The organism is Streptomyces caelestis, from assembly GCF_001279005.1.
Lineage (GTDB): Bacteria > Actinomycetota > Actinomycetes > Streptomycetales > Streptomycetaceae > Streptomyces > Streptomyces heliomycini.
Genome location: NZ_LGCN01000251.1, coordinates 95,080 through 121,918, shown reverse-complemented (window position 1 = coordinate 121,918; position 26,839 = coordinate 95,080). Strand labels below are relative to the sequence as shown.

At 72.8% G+C, this 26,839-nt stretch carries 29 protein-coding genes; 7 read left to right on the top strand and 22 right to left on the bottom strand.

Annotated elements, in window-relative coordinates; genetic code table 11:
* Positions 1 to 55: 55 nt before the first annotated feature.
* The 9 genes from trpA to hisI form a co-directional block, all read right to left on the bottom strand.
* Positions 56 to 871: a tryptophan synthase subunit alpha gene (gene trpA / locus ADK41_RS34595; RefSeq protein ID WP_030820710.1), complete on the bottom strand. Its 816-nt coding sequence runs from the start codon at positions 869 to 871 to the stop codon at positions 56 to 58.
* Positions 868 to 2,151 carry a tryptophan synthase subunit beta gene (gene trpB / locus ADK41_RS34590; protein ID WP_030820707.1) on the bottom strand — a complete coding sequence of 428 codons (1,284 nt, stop codon included), beginning with the start codon at positions 2,149 to 2,151 and terminating at the stop codon, positions 868 to 870. The genes trpA and trpB overlap by 4 nt, the downstream gene beginning before the upstream one ends.
* A gap of 56 nt (positions 2,152 to 2,207) precedes the next feature.
* Positions 2,208 to 2,426 (bottom strand): tryptophan biosynthesis modulator TrpM, encoded by a 219-nt coding sequence (gene trpM / locus ADK41_RS44430; RefSeq protein WP_078661818.1) that lies wholly within the window; start codon positions 2,424 to 2,426, stop codon positions 2,208 to 2,210.
* A 20-nt stretch (positions 2,427 to 2,446) separates the two neighbouring features.
* A complete protein-coding gene (gene trpC / locus ADK41_RS34585; protein ID WP_030820704.1) occupies positions 2,447 to 3,256 on the bottom strand; it encodes an indole-3-glycerol phosphate synthase TrpC in 810 nt (269 codons plus the stop codon).
* A gap of 120 nt (positions 3,257 to 3,376) precedes the next feature.
* Entirely contained in the window at positions 3,377 to 3,850 is a 474-nt protein-coding gene (locus tag ADK41_RS34580) for a DUF2752 domain-containing protein (protein ID WP_030820701.1), read from the bottom strand.
* A 75-nt stretch (positions 3,851 to 3,925) separates the two neighbouring features.
* Positions 3,926 to 4,177 carry an HGxxPAAW family protein gene (locus ADK41_RS34575; RefSeq protein WP_030820698.1) on the bottom strand — a complete coding sequence of 84 codons (252 nt, stop codon included), beginning with the start codon at positions 4,175 to 4,177 and terminating at the stop codon, positions 3,926 to 3,928.
* A gap of 493 nt (positions 4,178 to 4,670) precedes the next feature.
* Positions 4,671 to 5,312: a TIGR02234 family membrane protein gene (locus ADK41_RS34570; protein WP_030820695.1), complete on the bottom strand. Its 642-nt coding sequence runs from the start codon at positions 5,310 to 5,312 to the stop codon at positions 4,671 to 4,673.
* Positions 5,313 to 5,353: 41 nt separating this feature from the next.
* Positions 5,354 to 6,847, bottom strand: coding sequence for an anthranilate synthase component I (locus ADK41_RS34565; protein WP_030820693.1), 1,494 nt, complete (start codon positions 6,845 to 6,847; stop codon positions 5,354 to 5,356).
* Between the two features lie 11 nt (positions 6,848 to 6,858).
* Positions 6,859 to 7,290 (bottom strand): phosphoribosyl-AMP cyclohydrolase, encoded by a 432-nt coding sequence (gene hisI / locus ADK41_RS34560; protein ID WP_078661825.1) that lies wholly within the window; start codon positions 7,288 to 7,290, stop codon positions 6,859 to 6,861.
* A gap of 84 nt (positions 7,291 to 7,374) precedes the next feature.
* Between hisI and ADK41_RS34555 the strand changes: the two genes are divergently transcribed.
* Both ADK41_RS34555 and ADK41_RS34550 read left to right on the top strand, forming a co-directional pair.
* Positions 7,375 to 8,010, top strand: coding sequence for a TIGR03085 family metal-binding protein (locus tag ADK41_RS34555; protein WP_030820688.1), 636 nt, complete (start codon positions 7,375 to 7,377; stop codon positions 8,008 to 8,010).
* A 23-nt stretch (positions 8,011 to 8,033) separates the two neighbouring features.
* On the top strand, positions 8,034 to 8,432 hold the full coding sequence (locus tag ADK41_RS34550) for a VOC family protein (RefSeq protein ID WP_030820686.1): 399 nt from the start codon (positions 8,034 to 8,036) through the stop codon (positions 8,430 to 8,432).
* Between the two features lie 3 nt (positions 8,433 to 8,435).
* Here ADK41_RS34550 and hisF read toward each other — a convergent pair whose 3' ends face one another.
* The 8 genes from hisF to hisD are packed head-to-tail and all read right to left on the bottom strand — an operon-like array spanning position 8,436 to position 14,172.
* A complete protein-coding gene (gene hisF / locus ADK41_RS34545; protein WP_030820684.1) occupies positions 8,436 to 9,191 on the bottom strand; it encodes an imidazole glycerol phosphate synthase subunit HisF in 756 nt (251 codons plus the stop codon).
* On the bottom strand, positions 9,188 to 9,592 hold the full coding sequence (locus tag ADK41_RS34540; protein ID WP_030820682.1) for a Rid family hydrolase: 405 nt from the start codon (positions 9,590 to 9,592) through the stop codon (positions 9,188 to 9,190). Before ADK41_RS34540 ends, hisF begins: the two co-directional genes overlap by 4 nt.
* Entirely contained in the window at positions 9,589 to 10,314 is a 726-nt protein-coding gene (gene priA / locus ADK41_RS34535) for a bifunctional 1-(5-phosphoribosyl)-5-((5-phosphoribosylamino)methylideneamino)imidazole-4-carboxamide isomerase/phosphoribosylanthranilate isomerase PriA (RefSeq protein ID WP_030820680.1), read from the bottom strand. Before priA ends, ADK41_RS34540 begins: the two co-directional genes overlap by 4 nt.
* A gap of 4 nt (positions 10,315 to 10,318) precedes the next feature.
* Positions 10,319 to 10,960: an imidazole glycerol phosphate synthase subunit HisH gene (hisH, locus tag ADK41_RS34530; protein ID WP_030820678.1), complete on the bottom strand. Its 642-nt coding sequence runs from the start codon at positions 10,958 to 10,960 to the stop codon at positions 10,319 to 10,321.
* A 4-nt stretch (positions 10,961 to 10,964) separates the two neighbouring features.
* Positions 10,965 to 11,123: a hypothetical protein gene (locus tag ADK41_RS42340; RefSeq protein ID WP_030820676.1), complete on the bottom strand. Its 159-nt coding sequence runs from the start codon at positions 11,121 to 11,123 to the stop codon at positions 10,965 to 10,967.
* Between the two features lie 3 nt (positions 11,124 to 11,126).
* The gene (gene hisB, locus ADK41_RS34520; protein ID WP_030820674.1) at positions 11,127 to 11,720 is read right to left on the bottom strand and encodes an imidazoleglycerol-phosphate dehydratase HisB; all 594 of its coding nucleotides are present in this window, start codon (positions 11,718 to 11,720) and stop codon (positions 11,127 to 11,129) included.
* On the bottom strand, positions 11,717 to 12,826 hold the full coding sequence (locus ADK41_RS34515; protein ID WP_030820672.1) for a histidinol-phosphate transaminase: 1,110 nt from the start codon (positions 12,824 to 12,826) through the stop codon (positions 11,717 to 11,719). The genes hisB and ADK41_RS34515 overlap by 4 nt, the downstream gene beginning before the upstream one ends.
* A complete protein-coding gene (gene hisD, locus ADK41_RS34510; protein WP_030820670.1) occupies positions 12,823 to 14,172 on the bottom strand; it encodes a histidinol dehydrogenase in 1,350 nt (449 codons plus the stop codon). Before hisD ends, ADK41_RS34515 begins: the two co-directional genes overlap by 4 nt.
* 192 nt (positions 14,173 to 14,364) lie before the next feature.
* Here hisD and ADK41_RS34505 point away from each other — a divergent pair, with 192 nt between their 5' ends.
* The 4 genes from ADK41_RS34505 (at position 14,365) to ybaK (ending at position 18,456) form a co-directional block, all read left to right on the top strand.
* The gene (locus ADK41_RS34505) at positions 14,365 to 15,942 is read left to right on the top strand and encodes a hypothetical protein (RefSeq protein WP_030820668.1); all 1,578 of its coding nucleotides are present in this window, start codon (positions 14,365 to 14,367) and stop codon (positions 15,940 to 15,942) included.
* Positions 15,943 to 16,093: 151 nt separating this feature from the next.
* Positions 16,094 to 17,170, top strand: a complete 1,077-nt coding sequence (locus ADK41_RS34500) for a hypothetical protein (protein WP_030820666.1) — start codon at positions 16,094 to 16,096, stop codon at positions 17,168 to 17,170.
* An 11-nt stretch (positions 17,171 to 17,181) separates the two neighbouring features.
* Positions 17,182 to 17,922, top strand: a complete 741-nt coding sequence (locus ADK41_RS34495) for an LON peptidase substrate-binding domain-containing protein (RefSeq protein WP_030820662.1) — start codon at positions 17,182 to 17,184, stop codon at positions 17,920 to 17,922.
* A gap of 30 nt (positions 17,923 to 17,952) precedes the next feature.
* The gene (ybaK, locus tag ADK41_RS34490; RefSeq protein WP_030820659.1) at positions 17,953 to 18,456 is read left to right on the top strand and encodes a Cys-tRNA(Pro) deacylase; all 504 of its coding nucleotides are present in this window, start codon (positions 17,953 to 17,955) and stop codon (positions 18,454 to 18,456) included.
* A 273-nt stretch (positions 18,457 to 18,729) separates the two neighbouring features.
* Here the strand turns inward: ybaK and ADK41_RS34485 are convergent, their stop codons facing one another.
* The 4 genes from ADK41_RS34485 to ADK41_RS34470 form a co-directional block, all read right to left on the bottom strand.
* The gene (locus tag ADK41_RS34485; protein WP_030820657.1) at positions 18,730 to 19,443 is read right to left on the bottom strand and encodes a hypothetical protein; all 714 of its coding nucleotides are present in this window, start codon (positions 19,441 to 19,443) and stop codon (positions 18,730 to 18,732) included.
* Between the two features lie 34 nt (positions 19,444 to 19,477).
* A complete protein-coding gene (locus tag ADK41_RS34480; protein WP_030820655.1) occupies positions 19,478 to 20,299 on the bottom strand; it encodes an ABC transporter permease in 822 nt (273 codons plus the stop codon).
* Positions 20,300 to 20,379: 80 nt separating this feature from the next.
* Positions 20,380 to 21,354, bottom strand: a complete 975-nt coding sequence (locus tag ADK41_RS34475) for an ABC transporter ATP-binding protein (RefSeq protein ID WP_030820652.1) — start codon at positions 21,352 to 21,354, stop codon at positions 20,380 to 20,382.
* Between the two features lie 189 nt (positions 21,355 to 21,543).
* Complete coding sequence (locus tag ADK41_RS34470; RefSeq protein WP_030820651.1) at positions 21,544 to 22,752, bottom strand: NYN domain-containing protein; 1,209 nt, start codon at positions 22,750 to 22,752, stop codon at positions 21,544 to 21,546.
* A gap of 221 nt (positions 22,753 to 22,973) precedes the next feature.
* Here ADK41_RS34470 and ADK41_RS42335 point away from each other — a divergent pair, with 221 nt between their 5' ends.
* Positions 22,974 to 23,141, top strand: coding sequence for a hypothetical protein (locus ADK41_RS42335; RefSeq protein WP_167353504.1), 168 nt, complete (start codon positions 22,974 to 22,976; stop codon positions 23,139 to 23,141).
* A gap of 107 nt (positions 23,142 to 23,248) precedes the next feature.
* On the opposite strand, the gene dnaE is transcribed toward ADK41_RS42335, so the two are convergent.
* Entirely contained in the window at positions 23,249 to 26,788 is a 3,540-nt protein-coding gene (dnaE, locus tag ADK41_RS34465; RefSeq protein ID WP_030820644.1) for a DNA polymerase III subunit alpha, read from the bottom strand.
* Between the last annotated feature and the right edge of the window lie 51 nt (positions 26,789 to 26,839).

The following is a 26,839-nucleotide window of genomic DNA, read 5'->3' as shown; positions in this document are numbered from 1 at the left end:
CCCAGGACCACCCTTACGAGGGATCCGTATGACTGCCCGTGGACACCCCGGCCGGTCACACCTGCCGGCGCACGCCCTTGGCCAGGTCGCCGGCGAGCGCGCGGACGGCCTCGACGCCGGCCGCGTCGTCGGGGGCGTCCAGCATCCGCTTGACGAAGGCGGAACCGACGATCACGCCGTCGGCGAAGCCGGCGACCTCGGCGGCCTGGGCGGCGTTGGAGACGCCGAGGCCGACGCAGACCGGGACGTCGGTGGTGGCGCGGGTGCGCCGCACCAGGTCCTCGGCCTGGGCGCCGACCGACTCACGGGTGCCGGTGACGCCCATCAGGGAGGCGGCGTAGACGAAGCCGCTGCCCGCCGCGGTGATCTCGGCGAGCCGCTCGTCCTTGCTGCTGGGCGCGACCACGAAGACCGTGGCGAGCCCGTGCTTCTGCGCGTGCTCCCGCCAGAGCGCCGACTCCTGGACCGGCAGGTCGGGCAGGATGCACCCGGCGCCGCCCGCCTCGGCCAGCTCGGCGGTGAACCGCTCGACGCCGTAGCGGTCGATGGGGTTCCAGTAGGTCATGACGAGGATCGGCTTGCCGGTGGCCGCGTGGGCCTCGCGGACCGTGCGCATCACGTCGGCGATCTTCACGCCGCCGCGCAGGGCGATGTCGTCGGCGGTCTGGATGACCGGGCCGTCGAGGACGGGGTCGCTGTGCGGCAGCCCCACCTCCACGACGTCGGCGCCGCCGTCCAGGGCGGCCTTGACCGCCTCGATGCCGCCGTCCACGGTCGGGAACCCGGCCGGGAGGTAGGCGATGAGGGCGGAGCGGCCCTCGGCCTTCGCCGCGGCGAGGGTGTCGTCCAGCAGCCGCACGTTCCCGCTCACTTGGCGTCCCCCTCGATCTCGGCGGTGCCGGCCTCGTCGGCGGCGACCTCGGCGTCGGTGTCGTACAGCCCGAAGTAACGGGCGGCGGTGTTCATGTCCTTGTCGCCGCGCCCGGACAGGTTGACCACGATCAGCCCGTCCCCGCCCAGCTCCCTGCCGACCTCCAGGGCGCCGGCGAGGGCGTGGGCGCTCTCGATGGCCGGGATGATGCCCTCGGTGCGCGACAGCAGGCGCAGGGCCTGCATGGCGGCGTCGTCGGTCACCGCGCGGTACTCGCCGCGGCCGCTGTCCTTGAGGTAGGAGTGCTCGGGTCCGATGCCCGGGTAGTCCAGACCGGCCGAGATCGAGTACGGCTCGGTGATCTGGCCCTCGTCGTCCTGGAGGACGTACGACCGGGAGCCGTGCAGGATGCCGGGCTCGCCCGCGGTGAGGGTGGCCGCGTGCTCGCCGCTCTCGATGCCGTGGCCGGCGGGCTCGCAGCCGATGAGGCGCACGCCGGCGTCCGGGATGAAGGCGTGGAAGAGGCCGATGGCGTTGGAGCCGCCGCCGACGCAGGCGATCGCGGCGTCGGGCAGGCGCCCGGCGCGCTCCAGGAGCTGGCGGCGGGCCTCGACGCCGATGACGCGGTGGAAGTCGCGGACCATGGCCGGGAAGGGGTGCGGTCCCGCGACGGTGCCGAAGAGGTAGTGGGTGCGGTCGACGTTGGCGACCCAGTCGCGGAACGCCTCGTTGATGGCGTCCTTCAGGGTGCGGCTGCCGGACTTCACCGCGATGACCTCGGCGCCGAGCATCCGCATCCGGGCCACGTTGAGGGCCTGGCGCCGCGTGTCGATCTCGCCCATGTAGATCGTGCAGTCGAGGCCGAAGAGGGCGCAGGCGGTGGCGGTGGCCACGCCGTGCTGGCCGGCGCCGGTCTCGGCGATGACGCGGGTCTTGCCCATCCGCTTGGTGAGCAGGGCCTGGCCGAGCACGTTGTTGATCTTGTGCGAGCCGGTGTGGTTCAGGTCCTCGCGCTTGAGGAAGACCCGGGCCCCGCCGGCGTGTTCGGCGAACCGGGGGACCTCGGTGAGGGCGCTCGGGCGGCCGGTGTAGTGGACCAGGAGGTCGTCGAGTTCCCGGGCGAACTCGGGGTCGTGCTTGGCCTTGTCGTACTCGACGGCCACCTCGTCGACCGCGGCGACGAGGGCCTCGGGGATGAACTTGCCGCCGAAGGCGCCGAAGTAGCCCTCGGGACCGGGGACCTGACCCTCCGGGTCGGGGATGAAGAAGTTGCTGGGCATGCGTATACCTCACGGTGAGTGTGTGTCGGGCACGTGTCGCCGTGGGGCGGGGGTCGTCAGCCGGCTTCAGGCCGTGTGCGGCCGGTCGCGCACGCGCGACGGAGTCGGATGTCCGCGTCAGCCCCGCGCCCCTGTGGGGCGCGCTGCCATCGCCTGCCGTTCACCTGCCCGGGTTCGTCGCCGATCACGTAGCGGACCCTGCGGCCGTGCACCCTGCGGGCGGGGGCACGGCAGCCTCGGGGCCGACAGCCACGTGCGAGGCGGGAGAGGGTCATGGGGGCAGCCTACCGGTGGGTCAGCCGCGGCCGTGGCGCAGTGCCGGGTGTTCGCCCGCCGCCACCAGGTCGGAGACGGCCGTCCTGGGGTCCTTGCCGGTGACCAGGGACTCGCCCACCAGGACCGCGTCGGCGCCGGCGTTGGCGTAGGCGATGAGGTCGTGCGGGCCGCGGACGCCGGACTCGGCGACCTTGACCAGGGTGTCGGGGATCTCGGGGGCGACCCGCTCGAAGGTGCCCCGGTCGACCTCGAGGGTCTTGAGGTTGCGGGCGTTGACGCCGATGACCTTGGCGCCCGCGTCGACCGCGCGCTCGACCTCGTCCTCGTCGTGCACCTCGACGAGCGGGGTGAGGCCGATGGACACCGCACGCTCGATCAGCGACTCCAGGGCCGGCTGGTCGAGGGCCGCGACGATCAGCAGGGCGAGGTCGGCGCCGTACGCGCGGGCCTCCCAGAGCTGGTACGACGTGACGATGAAGTCCTTGCGCAGCACGGGGATGTCCACGCGCGCGCGGACGGCCTCCAGGTCCGCCAGCGAGCCGCCGAAGCGGCGCTGTTCGGTGAGGACGGAGATGACGGCGGCGCCGCCCGCCTCGTAGTCGGCGGCGAGCCCCGCCGGGTCGGCGATCGCGGCGAGCGCGCCCTTGGACGGGCTGGAGCGCTTGACCTCGCAGATCACCTTGACGCCGTCGCCGCGCAGGGCGGCCACGCCGTCCTTGGCCGCGGGAGCCTTCGCCGCGCGCTCCTTGAGCTCGTCGAGGCTGACGCGCGCCTGCCGCTCCGCGAGGTCGGCACGGACTCCGTCGATGATCTCGTCGAGCACACTCACGCGAGCGGCCCCCTTCCTGACGGGCGGTCTTCACTGGTCACTGCGATGGTATCCGCAGCGGGGCGTATGCCCCGCATCCAGGTTGACGCCACTCCCCCTACCTGGACTTTCGTCTGTCGATCAAGGATGCAGCCAGCCACCGAACGGCAGGTTCCGGACAACCGTGAAGGCCAGCAGCAGCACTCCGAGGGACCACAGGAGCACCGGCGGCGGATCGATCCGCGGCGGCGGCCCGCCGCGCGTCGCGCGGACCACCCAGACGGTCCACAGCACGGCGCAGACGGCGTAGCCGAGGACGGCGGGCGCGTTGGCCTGGAGGGCGGCCGGGAGGTCGCCGTGGGCGACGGCGTGCGCGCTGCGCAGTCCGCCGCAGCCGGGGCAGTACAGGCCGGTGAGGCGCAGCAGCGGGCAGGCGGGGTAGTGGCCGGGCTCGTTGGGGTCCACGACCCCGACATAGGCGAAGGCCCCGGCGACGGCGGCGAGCAGCCCCGCGGGGACGGCCAGTCGGGCCGCCCTGCCGGGAGGCGTGCCGGGGGGCGTGCCGGGGGGCGTGCCGGGGGGCGTGCCGGGGGTGGGAGCGTTCACGCCGTGCATTGTGCCCCGGACATGGCGCGGGGGCGGTTCCGGCGCCGTGCCGGGCCCGCCCCCGTGCGGGGTGCTCCGCCGTGCTCAGCCCTGGGCGCCGGCCGGCGCGCGGTCGCCGGTGACCTGGTGCACGGGGTGGTTGCTCTTCGGCTGGCCCATGCCCATCGAGCGCATGACGGCGCCGACGACACCGCCGAGGAGTACGACGCCCATGCTCGCCCAGAAGCCCACGGGCTGGTCCATCACCATGAACGCGCCACCGGCGCAGAAGCCGATGAAGGCGATGATGACACCGGTCCAGGCGGCCGGGGTGTGACCGTGGCTGCTGCCCGCCATTGCTTGCTCCTCGTTGCTGTGTACGTGTCTGAGCGGACGCTCGATCCCATTGTCCCGCACGCGCCCGCCGGGGGTGAGCGGGGGTACGCGCGGGGCCGCGATCGCCGGCGGCCGTGCCTCCTCGCTCACCGCGGGCAGTCGTGCCTCCCCAGTGCCTCAAGGGCCTGGGAGGTACCCCCGGGGCGAAGAGGGCCCCTCGCTCGAGCGAGGCCGGGAACGGGGGAGGGCGGGCGCTGAGGGTGCCGGAGGCGCCCCGTCGGCGCCGGGCCGCGCGCCCACCACCCGGTCCGGCTGCCCCGGGGAGTGCCGAATGGGTGAACGCCCGCGTGAGTGGGGCGGGGGCGGGTGCGCAGCCCGGCGCCGACGAGGTGCCGCTGCGCCCACCCGTGCCGCCCCAGCGGCACGACTGCCCGCAGCCGGGGACGGGCGGGCGGGCGGGCGTCGCCCCAGCGGTGCGGCTGCCCGCAGCGGGGGCGTCGGCCCCGTGGGGCGGTTACGCGCCCGTCGGGTCCTCGCCTCGGTCCAGGGCCTTCCAGAGGTCCTCGGGGCGGTCGGGGTCGACGGACGCGGGCCTGCGGCGTGCACGCGGGGCGCCGTCGCGTTCGTAGCGGCCGGACATGGCCGGCCAGAGACGGCCGTAGCGCAGGGCGAGCAGGCCGGCCAGCAGCAGCAGGACGCCGCCCGCGGCGGCCACGTACGGCCACGCGGTGTGGCTGAGGGCGTCCACGGTCGCGGACGTGTCCCCCGACGCCTGGGCCGCCTTCTCGTCGAGCGCCCCGCTGTCCGACGCCCCGAGCAGCGCCGCCAGCACCGTGCCCGCCCCCGACAGCGCCAGCAGCGCCGCGACGGCCAGGCGACCGGCCCGGCGCACGGCGAACACCGCGACCAGCGCCGCGAGCCCCACGACGGCCAGGGCGGCGGGCACGCCCGTGACGTCGCTGCCCTTCGCGGTCAGGGGGAACGCGCCGCCGGCCACCGTGGCGGTGCCCTCCGACCACTGCTGCCGGGTGGCGAGCAGGGCCACGGCCGCGCCCAGGGCGCCGCACAGCAGGGCGACGACGAGGCTGAGGCGGCCGCCGCGGGTGGAGCCGGCGGCCTCGGAACGAGGGGTGGGTACAGCAGTCACGGCATCCACTATCGCCTGAACCCCGGGCGAACCGACACCCGGGGTTCGTCTCAGGCCGTTCCCAGCCGGTTCGCGCTGTGCACCGCGCGCAGCACCGCCGCCGCCTTGTTACGGCACTCGGTGTCCTCCGCGACCGGGTCGGAGTCGGCCACGATCCCCGCTCCGGCCTGCACGTACGCGGTGCCGTCCCGCAGCAGCGCGGTACGGATCGCGATCGCGGTGTCGGAGTCGCCCGCGAAGTCGAGGTAGCCGACGCAGCCGCCGTACAGCCCGCGCCGGGACGGTTCGAGTTCGTCGATGATCCGCAGCGCGCGGGGCTTGGGCGCGCCGGAGAGCGTGCCGGCCGGGAAGCAGGCGGTGAGCACGTCGAACGCGGTGCGGCCGGCGCTGACCCGCCCGGTGACCGTCGAGACGATGTGCATGACGTGCGAGTACCGCTCGACGGACATGAAGTCGACGACCTCGACGGAGCCGGGTTCGCAGACCCGCCCGAGGTCGTTGCGCCCCAGGTCGACGAGCATCAGGTGCTCCGCGCGCTCCTTGGGGTCGGCGAGCAGTTCGTCGCCGAGGGCCTGGTCCTCCTGCGGGGTGGCGCCGCGGTGCCGGGTGCCGGCGATGGGGTGGACCATGGCCCGCCCGTCCTCGACCTTCACCAGCGCCTCGGGGGACGAGCCGACGACGTCGAAGCCGTCGAAGCGGAACAGGTACATGTACGGGGACGGATTGGTGGTCCGCAGCACCCGGTAGACGTCGAGGGCGCTCGCCGTGCACGGCGTCTCGAACCGCTGGGAGGGGACGACCTGGAAGGCCTCCCCCGCGCGGATGCGTTCCTTGACGTCCTCCACGGCCCGCTGGAAGTCGGGGCCGCCCCACAGCGCGGTGTACTCGGGCAGCTCGGAGGGCGGCAGCACGGCGGGCGGCTGGGCCACCGCGCGGGCGAGGTCGGCCTCCATGGCGTCGAGCCGGGCCACGGCGTCGGCGTACGCCTCGTCGACGCCGGTCTCCAGGTCGTTGTGGTTGATCGCGTTGGCGATCAGCCGGACCGAGCCCTCCCAGTGGTCCATGACGGCGAGGTCGCTGGTGAGCAGCATGGTCAGCTCGGGCAGCCTCAGATCGTCCCGCTCGCCGGGGCCGACCTTCTCCAGGCGGCGCACGATGTCGTAGCCGAGGTAGCCGACCATGCCGCCGGTGAAGGGCGGCAGGCCCAGGTCGTGGGCGAGGTCGCGCGGGGTGTGCAGGGCCTGCAGGGTCGCGCGCAGCGCGGCGAGCGGGTCGCCGTCCACGGGCACGCCGACGGGCGGGGTCCCCTCCCAGTGCGCCCGTCCGGCGCGCTCGGTGAGCGTGGCGGCGCTGCGGACGCCGACGAAGGAGTAGCGGGACCAGGAGCGGCCGTTCTCGGCGGACTCCAGCAGGAAGGTGCCGGGGCGCTCGGCGGCGAGCTTGCGGTAGAGCGCGACCGGGGTGTCGCCGTCGGCGAGGAGCTTGCGGGTGACCGGGATGACCCTGCGGTCGGTGGCGAGCTTGCGGAACGTCTCGAGGTCCATGGCGGCAGACCCTACTGATCCGCGGCGGAGGCGTCCGCCACCAGGACGTCGGCGTCGAAGCAGGTGCGGGCGCCGGTGTGGCAGGCGGCGCCCACCTGGTCGACCTTGACCAGCACGGTGTCGGCGTCGCAGTCGAGGGCGACCGACCTGACCCACTGGACGTGGCCGGAGGTGTCGCCCTTGACCCAGTACTCCCGGCGGCTGCGCGACCAGTAGGTGCAGCGGCCGGTGGTCAGCGTGCGATGCAGCGCCTCGTCGTCCATCCAGCCCAGCATCAGCACCTCTCCGGTGTCGTACTGCTGGGCGATGGCGGGCAGGAGGCCGTCGGGGCTGCGCTTGAGCCGCGCGGCGATCTCCGGGTCGAGGCGGCTGATCGGAGCGCTGTGGCGCGAAGCGCCTCCCTGAGGGGCGGTGGCCGGGCGGCGGGCGGGCGTGCTGGTCATGCCGACCATTGTGCCGCGCCCCGGCCACCGGATCCGGACGGTGTCCACTGGGCGGACTTCGCGTCCGGCCGTAGGCTGGCTCGCATGTCGACCCATGCCAAGCGTGAACGACTTCTCCTGGCCGATCTGCTGGAGACCGCCGGCCCCCAGGCCCCCACCCTGTGCGAGGGCTGGACGACCCGGGACCTCGCCGCCCACGTGGTGGTGCGCGAGCGCCGTCCCGACGCGGCCGGCGGCATGCTGGTCAAGCAGCTCGCGGGGCGTCTGGAGCGGGTGATGGCGGAGTTCGCCGCCAAGCCGTACGAGGAGCTGATCCAGCTCATCCGGAGCGGCCCGCCGCGCTTCTCGCCCTTCTCGCTCAAGCAGGTCGACGAGCTGTCGAACATCGTCGAGTTCTACGTCCACGCGGAGGACGTGCGCCGTGCCCAGCCCGACTGGACGCCGCGTGAGCTCGATCCGGTGTTCCAGGACGTCCTGTGGTCGCGGCTGGAGCGCTCGGCGCGGCTGATGGGCCGCGGGGTGCCGACGGGTCTGGTGCTGCGCCGTCCGGACGGCCAGACGGTGGTGGCGCACCGCGGCGCCCCGGTGGTCACGGTGACCGGGGAACCGTCCGAGCTGGTGCTGTTCGCCTACGGCCGGCAGAGCGCCGCCACGGTCGGGCTGGACGGCGACGAGAACGCGATCGCGAAGCTGCGCGAGACCGGACAGCTCGGCATCTGATCCGCACCCGAAAGGCGCAGTTCGTGATCAAAGTGGCCATGACCAGTGTGTACGTCGACGACGTGGCGAAGGCGCACGCCTTCTACACCGACGTCCTCGGCTTCGAGACCCGTACCCACGTGGATCCGGGCGGGGGCGCCCCGTTCGTCACCGTGGGCGCGAAGGAGGGCGCCCAGCGGGACCTGGAGCTGCTGCTGGAGCCGGGGCGGGGCCCCCTCGCCGAGCCGTACCGCAGGGCGGTGCGCGAGGCGGGTCTGCCCGCCATCGTGTTCTCCGTGGACGACCTCCGCGCGGAGTTCGAACGGCTCCGCGGTGAGGGCGTCCACTTCGTCCAGGACCCGCGGGAACAGGGCCCGGTGCTCACCGCCCTGCTGGACGACACGGTCGGCAATCTGATCCAGCTGGTCCAGCCCACCGGCTGAACCTCACCGCACCGGGTGGCCGGCTTCCCGCAGCGTCTCCTTGACCTGGCCGATGCGCAGGTCGCCGAAGTGGAAGACGGAGGCGGCCAGGACGGCGTCCGCGCCGGCGGCGACGGCGGGCGGGAAGTCGGCCGGCTTCCCGGCGCCGCCGGAGGCGATCACCGGGACGGTGACGTGCCCCCGGACGGCGGCGATCATCTCCAGGTCGTAGCCGTCCTTGGTGCCGTCGGCGTCCATGGAGTTGAGCAGGATCTCGCCCGCGCCCAGCTCGGCGGCGCGGTGCGCCCACTCCACGGCGTCGATGCCGGTGCCGCGCCGGCCGCCGTGCGTGGTGACCTCGAAGGATCCGGACGCGGTACGGCGGGCGTCCACCGACAGCACCAGGACCTGCCGGCCGAAGCGTTCCGCGATCTCGCGGATGAGCTCGGGCCGGGCGATGGCCGCCGTGTTGACGCCCACCTTGTCGGCGCCCGCGCGGAGCAGCTTGTCCACGTCCTCGGTGGTGCGGACGCCGCCGCCCACCGTCAACGGGATGAACACCTGCTCGGCGGTGCGGCGCACCACGTCGTACGTCGTCTCGCGGTTGCCGGACGAGGCGGTGATGTCCAGGAACGTCAGCTCGTCGGCGCCCTCGGCGTCGTACACCTTGGCCATCTCGACGGGGTCGCCCGCGTCGCGCAGGTTCTGGAAGTTGACGCCCTTGACGACCCGGCCGTTGTCCACGTCCAGGCAGGGGATGACTCGGACCGCCAGGGTCATGAAGTCACGGCTCCTCTGAATGCTTCGAGTTCCACTGAGACCAGTACGCGCGAGTCGACGAAGCCCTCGACCACCAGCAGGGTGGTGACCGGGCGCACCGAGTCGAACAGCTCCTTGTGGGCGCGTCCGGCCGCGTCGACGTCCCGCGCGTGGGCGAGGTGGACGCGCGTGCGGATCACGGACTCGATGCCGAGCCCGAACTCGGCGATCGCCTCCAGCGCGCCGGCGAAGGCCACCTTGGCCTGCTCGTACGGGTCGCCCTCGCCGTACAGCACCTCGCCCCGGAACGCGGTCGTGCCCGCCACCAGGACGCGGTCGCCCGCCGCCACGGCACGTGCGAAGCCGAAGGTCTCCTCCCAGGGGTTTCCGCTCTGCACGCGCCGTACGGCATCGATCGTCATGAGGACACGGCCTCCAGAGCCTCTTCCAGGGTGAACGCCTTGGCGTACAGGGCCTTCCCGACGATGGAGCCCTCGACACCGAGCGGGACGAGCTCGGCGATGGCGCGCAGGTCGTCGAGGGAGGAGACGCCGCCCGAGGCGACCACCGGACGGTCGGTGGCGGCGCAGACGTTCTTCAGCAGCTCCAGGTTGGGGCCCTGGAGGGTGCCGTCCTTGGCGATGTCGGTGACGACGTAGCGGGCGCAGCCCTCCTTGTCGAGGCGCTCCAGCGTCTCGTAGAGGTCACCGCCGTCACGGGTCCAGCCGCGGCCGCGCAGCGTGGTGCCGCGCACGTCGAGGCCCACGGCGATCTTGTCGCCGTGCTCGGCGATGACCCGGGCGACCCACTCGGAGGTCTCCAGGGCGGCGGTGCCGAGGTTGACGCGGGTGCAGCCGGTGGCGAGGGCGGCGGCGAGGGTGTCGTCGTCGCGGATGCCCCCGGACAGCTCCACCTTGATGTCCATCGCCCCGGCGACCTCGGCGATCAGCGCGCGGTTGTCGCCGGTGCCGAACGCGGCGTCCAGGTCGACCAGGTGCAGCCACTCGGCGCCCGAACGCTGCCAGGCGAGGGCGGCCTCCAGGGGGGAGCCGTACGACGTTTCCGTCCCGGACTCGCCGTGCACCAGGCGGACCGCCTGGCCGTCGCGGACGTCGACGGCGGGGAGGAGTTCGAGCTTGGCCATGTCTCTACAGGGTTCCGATCCAGTTGGTGAGGAGCTGGGCGCCGGCGTCGCCGGACTTCTCGGGGTGGAACTGGGTGGCCCACAGGGCGCCGTTCTCCACGGCCGCCACGAAGGGCTTGCCGTGGGTGGACCAGGTGACCAGCGGGGCGCGCATCGCCGGGTTCGTCGTCTGAAGCGTCCAGTCGTGGACGGCGTAGGAGTGCACGAAGTAGAAGCGGGCGTCCGCGTCGAGGCCGGCGAACAGCTCGGAACCGGCCGGGGCGTCCACGGTGTTCCAGCCCATGTGGGGCACGATCTCGGCCTGGAGCGGCTCGACCGAGCCGGGCCACTCGTCGAGGCCCTCGCTCTCCACGCCGTGCTCGACGCCCCGTGCGAACAGGATCTGCATGCCGACGCAGATGCCCATCACCGGGCGTCCGCCGGACAGCCGGCGGTCGACGATCCAGTCGCCGCGCGCCTCCTTCAGACCCCGCATGCAGGAGGCGAAGGCGCCGACGCCGGGCACCAGCAGCCCGTCGGCCTCCATGGCCCTGTCGAAGTCGCGGGTGATCTCGACGTCGGCTCCCGCGCGGGCGAGGGCACGCTCGGCGGAACGGACGTTGCCGAAGCCGTAGTCGAAGACCACGACCTTCTTGGTGGTGCTCAAGGGTTCACACCTCCAGTCGCAGAAGACCCGTGACGAGGCACATCGCGGCGCCGATGGAGAGCAGCACGATGAGGCTCGTGGGCATCTTCTGCCTGGCGAAGGAGATGATGCCGCCGACGAAGAACAGGCCGACGACGATCAGGACGGTGGACAGACCGTTCATGGCTTACAGCGCGCCCTTCGTCGAGGGCAGGATGCCGGCCGCGCGGGGGTCGCGCTCGGAGGCGTAGCGCAGGGCGCGGGCGAGGGCCTTGAACTGGCACTCCACGATGTGGTGCGCGTTGCGCCCGTAGGGCACGTGCACGTGCAGCGCGATCCGGGCCTGGGCGACGAAGGACTCCAGGATGTGCCGGGTCATCGTCACGTCGTACTCGCCGATCATCGGCGCCATGTTCTCGGGCTCGGTGTGCACGAGGTAGGGGCGGCCGGACAGGTCGACGGTGACCTGGGCGAGGGACTCGTCCAGCGGGACCGTGCAGTTGCCGAAGCGGTAGATGCCCACCTTGTCGCCGAGCGCCTGCCTGAAGGCGGCGCCGAGCGCGAGGGCGGTGTCCTCGATGGTGTGGTGGGAGTCGATGTGCAGGTCGCCCTCGGTCTTCACGGTCAGGTCGAACAGACCGTGCCGGCCGAGCTGGTCGAGCATGTGGTCGTAGAAGCCGACCCCGGTGGAGATCTCGGTCCTCCCGGTGCCGTCGAGGTCGATCTCGACGAGGACGGACGTCTCCTTGGTGGTGCGTTCCACGCGTCCTGTGCGGCTCATGAACTCTGCTCCTTCTTCAACTCGCGTACCGCGTCGAGGAACGCGTCGTTCTCTTCGGGGGTTCCGGCGGTCACCCGCAGCCATCCGGGCACGCCGTTGTCCCGGACCAGGACGCCCCGGTCGAGGATCTTCCGCCAGGTGGCGTGGGAGTCCTCGAACCGTCCGAACTGGACGAAGTTCGCGTCGGACTCGGTCACCTCGTAGCCGAGGGCGCGCAGTTCGGCGACCAGCCGGTCGCGCTCGGCCTTGAGCTGCTCGACGTAGCCGAGCAGCGTGTCGGTGTGCTCCAGGGCGGCCAGCGCGGTCGCCTGGGTGATCGCCGAGAGGTGGTACGGCAGCCGGACCAGCTGGACGGCGTCGACGACCGCCGGGTGGGCGGCGAGGTAGCCGAGGCGCAGGCCCGCCGCGCCGAACGCCTTCGACATGGTGCGGGAGATCACCAGGTTCGGGCGCCCGTCGAGCAGTGGGAGCAGCGAGTCGCCGTGGCTGAACTCGACGTACGCCTCGTCGACGACCACCATCGACGGCTTGGCCGCCTGGGCGGCCTCGTACAGCGCGAGGACCGTCTCCGGCGGGACCGCGTTGCCGGTGGGGTTGTTGGGCGTCGTGACGAAGACGACGTCGGGCCGGTGCTCGGCGATCGCCTTCTCGGCGGCGGCCAGGTCGATGGTGAAGTCCTCGTTGCGGGGCCCGGAGATCCAGCCGGTGCCGGTGCCGCGCGCGATGAGGCCGTGCATCGAGTACGACGGTTCGAAGCCGATGGCGGTGCGGCCGGGTCCGCCGAAGGTCTGCAGCAGCTGCTGGATGACCTCGTTGGAGCCGTTGGCGGCCCACACGTTCTCGACGGCGACCGGGTGCCCGGCCGTCTTCGTCAGGTATGCGGCCAGCTCGGTGCGCAGTTCGACCGCGTCCCGGTCGGGGTAGCGGTTGAGCTGCCGGGCGGCCTCGCGGACCCGCTCGGCGATCCGCTCGACCAGCGGCTCGGGCAGCGGGTAGGGGTTCTCGTTGGTGTTCAGCCGTACGGGGACGTCCAGCTGGGGAGCGCCGTAGGGGGACTTGCCCCGCAGCTCGTCCCGTACGGGAAGATCGTCGATTCCGAAGCTCACTTGTTCTCAGGCACCTTCCACCCACGCGACATCTGTTCGTCTCCGACGAACCTCGCCTTGATCGCCGCGCCGTGCGCGGGCAGGTCCTCCGCCTCCGCCAGCGTGACCACGTGGTGCGCGACCTCGGCCAGCGCGTCCTTCGTGTAGTCGACGATGTGGATGCCGCGCAGGAAGGACTGGACGGACAGGCCCGAGGAGTGGCAGGCGCAGCCGCCGGTGGGCAGCACGTGGTTGGAGCCGGCCGCGTAGTCGCCGAGCGAGACCGGGGACCAGGGGCCGATGAAGATCGCGCCCGCGTTGCGCACCCGGTCGGCGAGCGCCGCGGCGTCGGCGGTCTGGATCTCCAGGTGCTCGGCGCCGTAGGCGTCGACGACCCGCAGGCCCTCGTCGAGACCGTCGACCAGGACGATCGCGGACTGGCGGCCGGACAGGGCCGGGACGATCCGGTCGTCGACGTGCTTGCTGGCCTCGACCTGCGGCCGCAGTTCCTTCTCCACCGCGTCCGCGAGCTCGGCGGAGTCGGTGACCAGGACGGCGGCGGCCAGCGGGTCGTGCTCGGCCTGGCTGATCAGGTCGGAGGCCACGTGCACCGGGTCGGCCGTGGAGTCCGCGAGGATCGCGATCTCGGTCGGGCCGGCCTCGGCGTCGATGCCGATCTTCCCGGTGAAGTAGCGCTTGGCGGCGGCGACCCAGATGTTGCCGGGGCCGGTGACCATGTTCGCGGGCGGGCAGGACTCGGTGCCGTACGCGAACATCGCGACGGCGGTGGCGCCGCCGGCCGCGTAGACCTCGTCGACGCCGAGCAGGGCGCAGGCGGCGAGGATGGTGGGGTGCGGCAGCCCGCCGAAGTCGGCCTGGGCCGGGGAGGCGAGCGCGAGGGAGGGGACGCCGGCTTCCTGGGCGGGTACGACGTTCATGATCACGGAGGAGGGGTAGACGGCCCGGCCGCCCGGCGCGTACAGCCCCACGCGGTCGACCGGAACCCACTTCTCGGTGACCGTGCCGCCGGGCACGACCTGGGTGGTGTGGGTGGTGCGGCGCTGCTCGCGGTGGACGAGCCGGGCGCGCCGGACGGACTCCTCCAGGGCCGCGCGCACGGCCGGGTCCAGCTCTTCCAGCGCGCGCTCGATGGCGGCGGCCGGGACCCGCACCCGCTCCAGCTTCACGCCGTCGAAGCGCTCGGCGAAGTCGATCAGCGCCGCGTCACCCCGATGATGCACGTCCTCGCAGATGGGCCGCACCTTCTCCAGGGCGGCCGCGACGTCGAAGTCGGCTCGGGGCAGCAGGTCGCGCAGGGCGGGGCCCTCGGGGAGGGCGTCGCCGCGCAGGTCGATTCGCGAGATCACGTGCTCAATTCTCTCAGACCCGCACGGTGGGCCGTCCGCCCGTTCCAATGGCTGATACGTCACCCCGCGGTGACGGTCCGCGCACATTCCGGAGATCCTCTTCACTTTCCGTGTTCGACGCGTCACCGTACCGGGCATGAACGGTTGTACGAAGGGACGAACCGGCGAGTAGGCGGGGAGGAGGGGAGTGCCGTGACCCACGGGGTGGGACCGGGCGGCGGAGAGCCGCCGGAGGATCTGACCGCCACGGAGGCCGGCATGTGGCAGGCCTTCCGCAACGGCAGCGTGTACGACCTGAGCAGCGGGGACACGACCGTCGACGATCCGCACGGAGGGCATCCGTGGGGCCCCGAGCGGACGGTCCGGGCGCGCGTCGTGTGCTGGCTGCTGCTGGACGGGCCGCCCGCCCTGGCCGGCCGGGTCTCGTCGCTGAAGCTGGTCGGGGTGCGGATCAGCGGAGCACTGGACCTCGCGGGCGGCACGGTGGCGCCCTACCTGGAGATGCGGGCCTGCCGTTTCGAGCGGGAGGTGCTGCTGCCGGAGGCCCGCTTCACGACCGTGCGGATGGTGGACTGCTCGATACCGCGTCTGGAGGCGGCCCGGCTGCACACCGAGGGCGACCTGCACCTGCCGCGCTGCCGCTTCCCGGGCGGCATACGGCTCACCGACGCCCGGATCGGTACGGATCTGCTGCTCAACCAGGCGGTCGTGCACCGGGACCGCAGCGGCCGCTCGATAGCGGCCGACGGGATGAACGTGGGCCAGGACCTCCAGGCGGAGTTGCTGGAGTCGCACGGCGAGCTGAGTCTGCGCAGCGCGACGATCGGCGTGTCGCTGAGCCTGCGCGGGGCCCGGCTGGTCAATCCGTACACCCGGCTCGCGCTGAACGCGCCGCAGCTGACCGTGGAGCGCTCGCTGTACCTCACCCCGGCGGGGGTGGGCGCCCAGGCGCGCAGCGGGATGACGCCGGCGCGCGGGACGCGGATCCAGCGCTTCGAGTGCCGGGGCGGGGTGCGGCTGGACGACGGGCGGTTCGGGGACGCGGTCGATTTCGAGGGGGCCCGGTTCGTCCTCACCGACGAGCAGGAGCTGTCGCTGCGCCGGGTGCAGACGCCGGAGCTGCGCTTCCTCGGGGAGCGGCCGGTGCGCGGCAAGGTCGTGCTGTCGGGGGCGAGGGTGGTCAACCTGATCGACCGGGCGGACAGCTGGCCCGGCCCCGGCCGGCTGCACATGGGCGGCTTCGCCTACGAGAACCTGGTGCCGCGCGGGCCGTTCCCGCTGGCGTTGCGGCTGCGCTGGGTGGACGCGGCGAGCGCCGAGTACAACCCGGAGCCGTACGAGCGGCTGGCCGCCGTGCTGCGGGAGGGCGGGGAGGACGAGGACGCCCGCGAGGTGCTGCTCGCCAAGCAGCGCCGGCGCCGCGAGAGCCTGCCGCTGGCGGCCAAGCTGTGGGGGTACGCGCAGGACTGGACGGTCGCCTACGGATACCGTCCGGGCCGGGCCGCGGTGTGGATGGCGGTCCTGTGGGCGTGCGGTTCGCTGGCCTTCGCGCGCTCCGACCATCCGCCCCTCAAGAGCGGTGAGCATCCCGCGTGGAACCCGCCCCTGTTCGCCCTGGACCTGCTGCTGCCGGTGATCGACCTCGGCCAGGTCGGCTTCTGGCAGCTGCGCGGCGGCTGGCAGTGGCTGTCGGCCGCGTTCGTCCTGCTGGGCTGGATCCTGGCGACGACGGTGGCGGCGGGGGCGACGCGGACACTGCGGCGTATGTAGCGGTCACCGCGACCCTCTGGGGCCAGGGGGGCGCGAAAGACCCGCGCGCGGGGAGGAACGCTCCGCTCTTTGCCGGGCCTTGACCGAGCCCCGTACAACCTTCCATGACTTCCGTGTCGCCTCTGGCGCCGTTGTGACCTGCGGACTTTCAATGGTCGACACCATGGCTCTGCTGCACGCGTTCACCCGTACGTCCCGGGTGCGAGAGAAGACGACGGGCGCCACGTCCCCCGTCCCCGTCGTGCTGCCCGCCGACGACGAGGTGCTGCTCGACGCGCCCGACGATCTGCTGGGCCCGGCGCTGGTCGGGGCCGCGGCCGGTGACCACACGCCCGTCGCCGGGCTGCTCGCCGTCACCCGGCGCACCGGCGCCTGGGAGCACCGCGACCGGTACGTGCGGCGGCTGGCCGCCTTCGCGCGTTCGCGCCCCGAGTGGCTGGACACCTGGCGCACCCGCCACCCGCGCGACCCCGACGGGCTGCTGGTCGACGCCCAGCGGGCGGTGGACCGCGCCTGGGACTCACCGGCGCGGGTCGAGCTGCTGCGCGAGGTGAGCCCGCTGATCACGGCCGCCGCCCGGGCGGACGACCGCGACCCGGTGCCCTGGCGGCTCGCCCTGGACCACGCCCGCGGCGCGCGCGCCGGGCACACGTACGTCGAGGAGCTGTGGGAGGCGGCGGTCCGGCGGGCCCCGCACCACCACGGCTGCCATGTGGCGGCCCTGCGCTATCTGGCGTCCTCGTGGCACGGTTCGCACCGCGAGTGCTTCACCTTCGCGGACCTGGCCGCGCAGGACGCGCCGGAGGACTCGCTCACCCAGTCGCTGCCGTTGTGGGCGGCGTTCGGCTACCTGACCGACCGGTGTGGTCCCGAAGTTCCCCGCGAACGGCTGGAGGCGGCGGCCGACCGCGCCGTGGCCCTGTCCGCCCGGCTGCCGGCGGGCCGGCCCTGGCCGGCCGAGCTGCGCAATCTGCTGGCGTACGTCCTGGTCCGGCTGGAACGCCGGCGGGACGCCCTGGAGCAGCTGCGGCTGACCGGCCCGTACGCCACGTCCTTCCCCTGGGACCGGGACGCGGACGATCCGCTCGGCCGGTTCCTGGAAGTCCGTCAGAGCGTGCGTGCGGCGGTCGCGGCCGGCCGTCCGGAGCCGGGGTCCGGCTCCCCGGCGCCGGCCCTCGGCCGACCGAGGAGCGGGCAGGGCGACCGGTTCCGCTTCGGCGACCATTAGGCTCTTGGTTCGTGACGACCGTCCGGCTTCCGCTCTTCCCCCTGAACACGGTGCTGTTCCCGGGGCTCGTGCTTCCGCTCAACGTCTTCGAGGAGCGCTATCGCGCCATGATGCGCGAGCTGCTGAAGACCCCGGAGGACGAGCCGCGCCGGTTCGCCGTCGTGGCGATCCGCGACGGGCACGAGGTGGCGCCGAGCGCGCCCGGCCTGCCCGATCCGACGGCCGCGCCCGCGCGCGGCCCGGCGGCGGGCTTCGGCGCCGATCCGCTGCACGCCTTCCACAAGGTGGCCTGTATCGCCGACGCGGCCACGATCCGGGAACGGGCCGACGGCACCTTCGAGGTGCTGGCGACCGGTACGACCCGGGTGCGGCTGCTGTCCGTCGACTCCTCGGGGCCGTATCTGACGGCCGAGACGGAGCCGCTGGCCGAGGAGCCCGGCGACGAGGCGGGGACGCTGGCCGAGGGGGTGCTGCGGTCCTTCCGCCAGTACCAGAAGCGGCTGGCGGGGGCGCGGGAGCGGTCGCTGACGACCGGCGCGGACCTGCCGGACGAGCCGGGTGTCGTCTCCTACCTGGTCGCCGCCGCGATGATGCTGGACACGCCGACGAAGCAGCGGCTGCTCCAGGCGCCGGACACCGCGTCCCGGCTCCGTGACGAGCTGAAGCTGCTGCGCGCGGAGACGGCCGTCATCCGTCATCTGCCGTCGTTGCCGGCCGTGGAGCTGACGCGCGGTCCGACCAGTCTCAACTGACGTACGAAATCGACCGGGGTGCAGGCGGGGATGGCGAAGAAGTCCAAGAAGCAGCAGCAGTCGGGAGGAACGCCCGCGACGGTGGCGCTCACCGCGGCCGGGGTGCCGTTCACGGTGCACTCCTACGACCACGACCCCTCCCACCCGTCGTACGGCGAGGAGGCGGCCGAGGCGATGGGGGTCTCGCCGGAGCGGGTCTTCAAGACGCTGGTGGCGGACGTCGACGGTGCGCTGACGGTGGCGGTGGTGCCGGTGGCGGGACAGCTGGACCTGAAGGCCCTCGCGGCGGCGGCCGGCGGCAAGCGGGCCGCGATGGCCGACCCGGCCCTGGCGGAACGCACCACGGGCTACGTCCGGGGTGGCATCTCCCCCCTGGGCCAGCGCAGGAAACTTCCCACGGTGGTGGACGGGTCGGCCACCCTCCACGAGACGATCTGCGTCTCGGCGGGCCGCCGCGGCCTGGAGGTGGAACTCTCCCCGACCGACCTGACCGCCCTGACGTCGGCCACCCTGGCCCCCATCGGCCGCCCGTAACGCCCCGCCGTCCCCGCGGGCGGACGCAGCCGCACCGCCGGCCGTCCCCACGGGCAGTCGTGCCTCCCCCAGTGCCTCCAGGGCGCTGGGGGCGCCTCCCGCTCATGGAGCGCCTCCCGCTCGTGGGGCCCCCGTTCGAGCGAAGCCGAGAGTGGGGGAGGAGCCGAGAGTGGGGAGAGTGGGCGCTGGGGGCGCCCTTCCCGGGGAGGCACCGCGCAAGCGCCGGGCCGCGCGACCCACCCTCGACCAGCGACAACGCCGGAACCCGGAGACCTACGCCCCCGGCTGCGCCCCGGACGGCTCCGCCGGCGGCGACTGCTCCGGATCCCGCGGCCCGAACAACCCCGTCAGCCCCAGATGCAGCACCAGCGCCGCGAACGGCCACGCCAACAGCGCCCCCTTCGCGCCCAGCTTCAACGGCGCGTCGAACGCGACCCCGTCACCCGCGCTCCTCGCCCGGGCGATCAGGTCCGACGACGGCCCCAGCCACACCCCCAGCCGCCACGCCAGCACCGATCCCAGCAGCCCGCCGACCGCCAGCGCCACCACCAACGGCACGCCCCCGCGCCGCCGCACCAGGAACACGGCGAGCGCACTCACCGCGCCGAACCCCAGCGCGAGCAGCGCGAACGTCCCGTCGACCCCGACGCTCTGCTCGCCCTCTGCGTCCTTGAGGTACACGACCCAGCCGTCACCGGCCACGTCGCCCACGTACGGCACGCGCGGCGCCAGCCACCACCACAGCACCCCGAGCAGCGCCCCGCCGAGCGCCACCGCCACCGCGGTCACGGCGGCCTCCCGTATCTCCGCCTTCATCCCGGGACCGTCCTGTTCGTACCACCAGCCGTGCCGTGGCTGCCCGGCGGCGGGCCCCTCCTCGTCCGCGTGCGGGGTCGTGGCGGCCGCCTGCCCGTCGGACGGCGGCCGCCCCACGTCCCGCGAGGAACGCTCGTGCGGAGGCGGCGGTGGTGTCAGAGGTGCGCTCACCCCGCCATCGTGCCAGGCCCGGCTGTGCGATGCGTCACCGGACGGCCGCCCTGCGGTACGCCCAGGTCGCGACGGCCAGCGAGAGCACGCCGACGCCCCCGCACACGGCGAGGTCGCCGAGCACCCGCGCCCAGTCGGGGTGCGGTCCGAAGGTCCGCGCGAAGGCCTCGACGCCGTACGTCGACGGCAGCAGGTCCCGGACGAGACGCACCGCCTCCGGCATCCGCTCCGCCGGCAGCACACCGAGCAGCAGCGCGGCCGACATGCCGAGCTGGCCCAGCAGTGTGGCCAGCTCCGCGCGGGGCGCGAGCAGGCCGAGCGCCGCGCCGAGTCCGGCGAGCGCGGCCCCGGCGAGCGGGATCACGGCGGCCAGCACCCACAGGTTCGCCAGCGGCAGTCCGAACAGCACGCACCCGAAGACGGCGGTCACCACGGTCCCCGGCACGGTGAACGAGGCGTACGCGCCCGCCGCGCCCAGCACCACCGCGGCCGGCGGCACCGGCAGCGTCGCGTAGTGGTCGAGCCCGCCGCTGGCCCGCAGCTGCCCGAAGTACTGGGCGAGCAGGTTCAGCGCGACGAAGGCGACGACCAGGACCGCCGAGCCGGCGACCACGGCCTGCGCCTCGCCTCCGCCGTCCACGACCCCGCGCATCAGGACCATGATCCCGACCGACTGGAAGGTCGCCACGAACAGCAGCGGTATCCGCGCGACCCGGGCCCGGGACAGCTGCGCCCGGTACACGGCCGCCAGCGACGGCCACAGCCGCGCCCGGGGGCCGAGTTCGGCTGCTTCCGGCGCGGCCTCCTCCACGGCCAGGACGCCGCCCGGCACGACATCGGCGGGTACGACACTCACGTCGTGCTGCTCCCCTTCGTTCGGAGGTTCGCCCGAAACCACTGCGGCCCCGTTCCGTACGCGTGTCGCGGCCCGTGTGCTCACGCCTTCACCAGTCCCTGTCGTACGGCGCCGCCCAGCGCCAGGTAGACGTCCTCCAGGCTGGGCGTGGCCAGCGTGAAGTCGTCCAGCGCGGCGAAGGCGGCCCCGCCGGTGACGGTGGCGACGACCGCACGCGCCTCCTCGGGCGCGAGCCGCAGGGTCCAGCGGCGGCCCGACTCGACGACCCGGTCCCGCAGTGCGGCGACCTCGGGCACGTGCAGGGGCGCCGCCTCGCGCCACACCAGGTCGACCCGTACCTCGCCGGCCACCCGCTCCTTGAGCCCGGCCGGGCTGTCGCAGGCGATGACCCGGCCCCGGTCGAGCACGGCGACCCGGTCGAGCACGGTCTCGGCCTCGATGACGTTGTGGGTGACCAGCAGCACGGTGGTGCCGTGCTCGGCGCGGCGCCGGTCGACGGCGGACCACACGGCGCGCCGGGCCACCGGGTCCATGCCGGTGGTGGGCTCGTCCAGGACGAGCAGGGGCCGCTCCCCCACCAGCGCGGCGGCGAAGCAGGCCAGCCGGCGCTGGCCGCCGGACAGCTTCCTCAGCGGGCGTCCGGCGATCGGGGTGAGCCCCAGTTCGTCCAGGACGTCGTCCCGCTCGGCCCGCGCCCGCCGCGCGTCGAGTCCGCGCAGCCGCCCGGTGGTCTCGGCGGCGAGGGACACGGTCAGCTCGTCGAGGGCGCTGGACTCCTGGCCGAGGTAGGCGAGGATGCGGGCGGCGCGCTCGGGGTGGCGCACGATGTCGTGGCCGAGGATCTCGACGCTGCCGCGGTCGGGCCGCATCAGTCCGGTCAGCTGGCGCACGAGGGTGGACTTGCCGGCGCCGTTCGGCCCGAGCAGCCCGAAGATCTCACCGCGCCGGATGTCGAGCCCCACGTCGTCGGTGGCCCGGATCTCGGGCGTCGCGGGGGCCCCGCGCCGGCCGCGCACCGCCGGATAGGTCTTGGTCAGCCCGCGCACCGCACACACGACGTCACCACCGTGCCGGAATCCCTGTGCCGCGCGCGTACTCACAAGGGACGAGCCTACGGGGTCGACGGCCCCGCCCCGCCCTCGGGTCACCCCACCACCCGCAAACCCGCCCCAACCGCCCATCGGCCCACCGGGTCGGGGCGGCCGGGCACGGGCCGGGGTCCAGGGGCGGGGCGGCGCCCTCGCTCACTCCTCGGCGGGAGCCCTCTCCGTACCGGTGCGGAGATCCAGTTCGCGCCAGAACCCCGCCCGGATGGCGTAGCGGTCACGCTCGTCGATCTGGTCGTCCTTGTGGGCGAGCAGACCGAAGCGGGCCGCGTAACGCAGCAGCTCGCCGTCGACCCGGTGCGGAATGCGGGGGTACATGGCGGACAGCCTCTGGATGTGGCCCTGGTCGCCGAGCCGCTCCACCCAGCGCCGGGCGAAGACCTGCCCCACCTCGAAGGGGTCCCCGCCGACGGTGGTGATGTCCTCCTCCCGGTCGGCCCACCGCTGCTCCGCCGTGGTCAGCTGGGCGAGCGTCGGCATGGAGGCCGCGTCCGGCGGCTCGGCGGCCGGCCGGTCGACCCAGCCCTTGTCGGAGGACCAGCGCAGGGTGGCGGAGGCGGGCTGCTGGGGCGGGTGCGGGCCGGGGCCGCGCAGTGCGGCCAGGTCCTTGGGGGTGGGCACGCCCTTGGCCGTGGAGGCCCGCTCGGCGGTGCCGTTGTGCTCGGCGCCGGTCGGGTGCTGCGGCTCCTGGACGGTCCGCCCGGCCGTCGCGCCGAGCGCGGACTCCGGCAGCGGGGCGGAGAGGATCGCGGCGATCTCGGGCCGCGGCACGGGCGGCGGGGCGCACACCCCGGTGTGCTCCTTGGCGCGTACGGCCCGGGTGATCCACGCCCGGTCCAGCACCCGGCGCTCGTCGGCCTCGGCGACCAGGTCCTCGGACTGGTTGTAGTCGCCGTCGGCGGCCTGCACGGCCCACAGGTGCACGGCGACGCCGTGTTCCTTGGCGGCCATCATGCCCGGCAGCAGGTCGCCGTCCCCGGTGACCAGGACGATGTCGGAACAGGCGCGGTTGCGGGCCAGCTCGGTCAACTCGGCGTGCATCGCGGCGTCGACGCCCTTCTGCGCCCAGCGGCCGTCGCTGCGGGTCAGCGCGCCGAGCCGGACGGTGACCCGGGGCATCACGCGCAGCCTGCGGTGCTCGGGCTGCGGGACGCGGTCGGGGGCGCCGTCGAACCAGTAGATGCGCAGCAGCGGCTGACGCGTGTCGGACTCGGCGCGCTCCCGCAGCCCCTGGATGAGGGCGGCGTGGTCGACGGTGATGCGGGACCGCGACGGCTCCCCGGCGAGGAGGCTGGCGGCGGCCCCCAGCAGATACCCGGCGTCCACCAGGACGATGCAGCGGTCCACGCGGTCCACCCTCTTTCCGGGAGGTTTGCTTCGGGCTTGCTTCGAGTCTGCCCGACCACGCCGGGGTTAACGGCCCGAACTCGATCTTCGGCGTGGCGTTTCCACACTTCCTCCTCCGATCACCCCGGTCACACACGGTAATTGTCCGGCATGCGTCCGTCACCGGGCTGTGTGAATCTGGTTCCGGCCCTGGCCCCTAGTCCCCCACAGGAGGCACCACCATGGCCAAGAACAAGAACCGTGACCGTAAGCAGCCGCAGGCCGAACGCGCCCAGCGGGCGGCCCAGTCGTCCACGATGGAGACGCCGGACGAGCAGCGCACCACACAGGTCGTACCCGGCGAGGTCGGCCGGGGCAAGGGCCGGCAGAAGCGCTTCGGCCACAACTGACCTCCGCGTGACGGGCCGTCGCGGCCCGGGCACGGGAAGCTCCACGCGCAGGAAGAGGGGCGCACCCACCGCGGGGTGCGCCCCTCACACGTGTCGAACGGGCGTCGTCAGCCCGCCAGGCAGGACGGTCCGAGGAGGACCTTCAGGTCGCCGAACAGGGCCGGGTCCGGCTTCACCCGGTGCCGGTCCAGGCGCAGCACCGTCGTCTTCGTCGGCCCCTGGAGCTTGATGCGGACCTCGCTGTCACCCTTGTGGTGGGTGAGGATCTCCCCGAGCCGGCTGACCATCGGCGGGGTCACGCGAGTGGCCGGGATGGTGAGCACCACGGGCGCGTTGGCGCCCGCGTTGGACAGGTCGGGGACCATCAGCTCCATCGCGACCAGCCGCGGCACGTCCTCCCGCTTGTCGAGCCGGCCCTTGACGAACACCACGGCGTCCTCGACGAGTTGCGTCGAGACGAGCTGGTACGTCGCCGGGAAGAACATGCACTCGATGGAGCCCGCGAGGTCCTCCACGGTGGCGATCGCCCAGGCGTTGCCCTGCTTGGTCATCTTGCGCTGCAGGCCCGAGATGATGCCGCCGATGGTGACCACCGCGCCGTCGCCGAAGTCGCCGCCGGTGAGCTGGGAGATGCCCGCGTCGGCCTTGTCGGACAGCACGTGCTCCAGGCCGAACAGCGGGTGGTCGGAGACGTAGAGCCCGAGCATCTCGCGCTCCTGGGCGAGCAGGTACGTCTTGTCCCACTCGTCGTCGGTGAAGGTGACGTCGAGGCCGAAGCCGGGCTCGCTGGTCTCCTCCTCGCCCATGCCGCCGAAGAGGTCGAACTGTCCCTCGGCCTCCTTGCGCTTGACCGCGACCACGTTGTCGATCATCGGCTCGTAGTGGGCGGTGAGGCCCTTGCGGGTGTGCCCCAGTTCGTCGAAGGCGCCGGCCTTGATCAGCGACTCCGTGGTCCGCTTGTTGCAGACGACCGCGTCGACCTTGTCGAGGTAGTCCGGGAAGGAGGTGTACTTCCCCTTGGCCTTGCGGCACTTGATGATCGACTCGACCACGTTGGTACCGACGTTGCGCACGGCCTCCAGACCGAAGAGGATCACGTCGTCGCCCTGGGCGGCGAAGTTGTGCACCGACTCGTTGACGTTCGGCGGGAGGACCTTGATGCCCATGCGGCGGCACTCGTTGAGGTAGATCGCCGACTTGTCCTTGTCGTCCTTCACCGAGGTGAGCAGCGCGGCCATGTACTCGGCCGGGTAGTTCGCCTTGAGGTAGGCGGTCCAGTAGGACACCAGTCCGTACGCGGCGGAGTGCGCCTTGTTGAAGGCGTAGCCGGCGAAGGGCACCAGCACGTCCCACAGGGCCTGGATGGCTTCGTCGCTGTAGCCGTTCTTGCGGGCGCCGGCCTGGAAGATGGTGAAGTTCTTCGCCAGTTCCTCGGGCTTCTTCTTGCCCATGACGCGGCGGAGGATGTCGGCCTCGCCGAGCGAGTAGCCGGCGATGATCTGGGCGGCCTTCTGCACCTGCTCCTGGTAGACGATCAGGCCGTAGGTGACCGCGAGGACCTCTTCGAGCGGCTCCTCCAGCTCCTTGTGGATCGGGGTGATCTCCTGGAGCTTGTTCTTGCGCAGCGCGTAGTTGGTGTGCGAGTCCATGCCCATCGGGCCGGGCCGGTAGAGCGCGGAGACGGCGGAGATGTCCTCGAAGTTGTCCGGCTTCATCAGCCGCAGCAGCGAGCGCATCGGTCCGCCGTCGAACTGGAAGACGCCGAGGGTGTCGCCGCGCTGGAGGAGCTCGAAGGTCTTCGGATCGTCGAGCGGCAGGCCCAGCAGGTCCAGGTCGACGCCCTTGTTGGCCTTCACCATCTTGACGGCGTCGTCCATGATGGTCAGGTTGCGCAGGCCGAGGAAGTCCATCTTCAGCAGGCCCAGCGACTCGCACTGGGGGTAGTCCCACTGCGTGATGGTCACGCCGTCGGTGTGCCGCACCCAGATGGGGGCGTGGTCGACGATGGGCTCGCTGGACATGATCACTCCGGCGGCGTGCACGCCCATCTGCCGGACCAGGCCCTCGACGCCCTTGGCGGTGTCGATGACCTTCTTCACGTCCGGCTCGTTCTCGTACATCGCGCGGATCTCGCCGGCCTCGCTGTAGCGGGGGTGCGAGGGGTCGGTGATGCCGTTCAGGTCGATGCCCTTGCCGAGGACGTCGGCGGGCATCGCCTTGGTGAGGCGGTCGCCCATCGCGTACGGGTAGCCCAGCACGCGCGCGGAGTCCTTGATGGCGTTCTTCGCCTTGATCTTGCCGTACGTGCCGATCATGGCGACCTTGTCGGCGCCGTACTTCTCCGTCACGTACCGGATCACCTCGACGCGCCGGCGCTCGTCGAAGTCGATGTCGACGTCGGGCATGGAGACGCGCTCGGGGTTGAGGAACCGCTCGAAGATCAGTCCGTGCGGGATCGGGTCGAGGTCGGTGATCCCCATGGCGTAGGCGACGATCGAGCCGGCCGCGGAACCACGGCCGGGGCCGACCGCGATGCCGTTGTTCTTGGCCCACATGATGAAGTCGGCGACGACGAGGAAGTACCCCGGGAACCCCATCTGGATGATGACGTCCATCTCGTAGTCGGCCTGCTTCTGGCGGTCCTCGGGGATGCCGCCGGGGAAGCGGCGCTCCATGCCGCGGCGGACCTCCTCCTTGAACCAGCTGACCTCGGTGTACCCCTCCGGGATGTCGAACTTGGGCATCAGGTCGCGCTTGACGAACATGCCCGTGGTGTCGACCATCTCGGCGATCAGCCGGGTGTTGGCGCAGCCCTGCTGCCAGGCGTCCGAGGAGTCGATGGCGTACATCTCGTCGGTGGACTTGAGGTAGTAGCCGGTGCCGTCGAACTTGAAGCGGTCGGGGTCGGAGAGGTTCTTGCCGGTCTGGATGCACAGCAGCGCGTCGTGGGCGGTCGCCTCGTGCGCGTACGTGTAGTGCGAGTCGTTGGTGACCAGGGGCGGGATGCCGAGCTTCCGGCCGATCTCCAGCAGGCCGTCGCGGACCCGGTGCTCGATCTCGATGCCGTGGTCCATCAGCTCCAGGAAGTAGCGGTCCTTGCCGAAGATGTCCTGGTAGTCGGCGGCGGCCTTGAGGGCCTCGTCGAAGTGGCCGAGGCGCAGCCGGGTCTGCACCTCGCCGGAGGGGCAGCCGGTGGAGGCGACGATGCCCTCCGACCACTGCGCGATGGTCTCCTTGTCCATCCGGGGCCACTTCTGCAGCCAGCCCTCGGCGTACGCGTCGGAGGAGAGCCGGAAGAGGTTGTGCAGGCCGGTGCTGTTCACCGCCCACATCGTCTTGTGGGTGTAACCACCGGAACCGGAGACGTCGTCCCGCTTCTGGTGCGGCTGGCCCCACTGGATCTTGCGCTTGTTGCGCCGGGACTCGGGCGCGACGTACGCCTCGATCCCGATGATCGGGGTGACCCCGGCCTTCTGCGCGGAGTGGAAGAAGTCGTACGCCCCGTGCAGGTTGCCGTGGTCGGACATGGCGATGTGCGTCATGCCCATCTCGTTGCAGGCGTTGAACATGTCCTTGAGCCGCGCGGCACCGTCCAGCAGCGAGTACTGGGTGTGGACGTGCAGGTGCGTGAACGGCGGCTTCGACACGGTTCGGCCTCCAAGGAAAACAGCCTGTGACGGGCGGGCGGACGGTCCGGG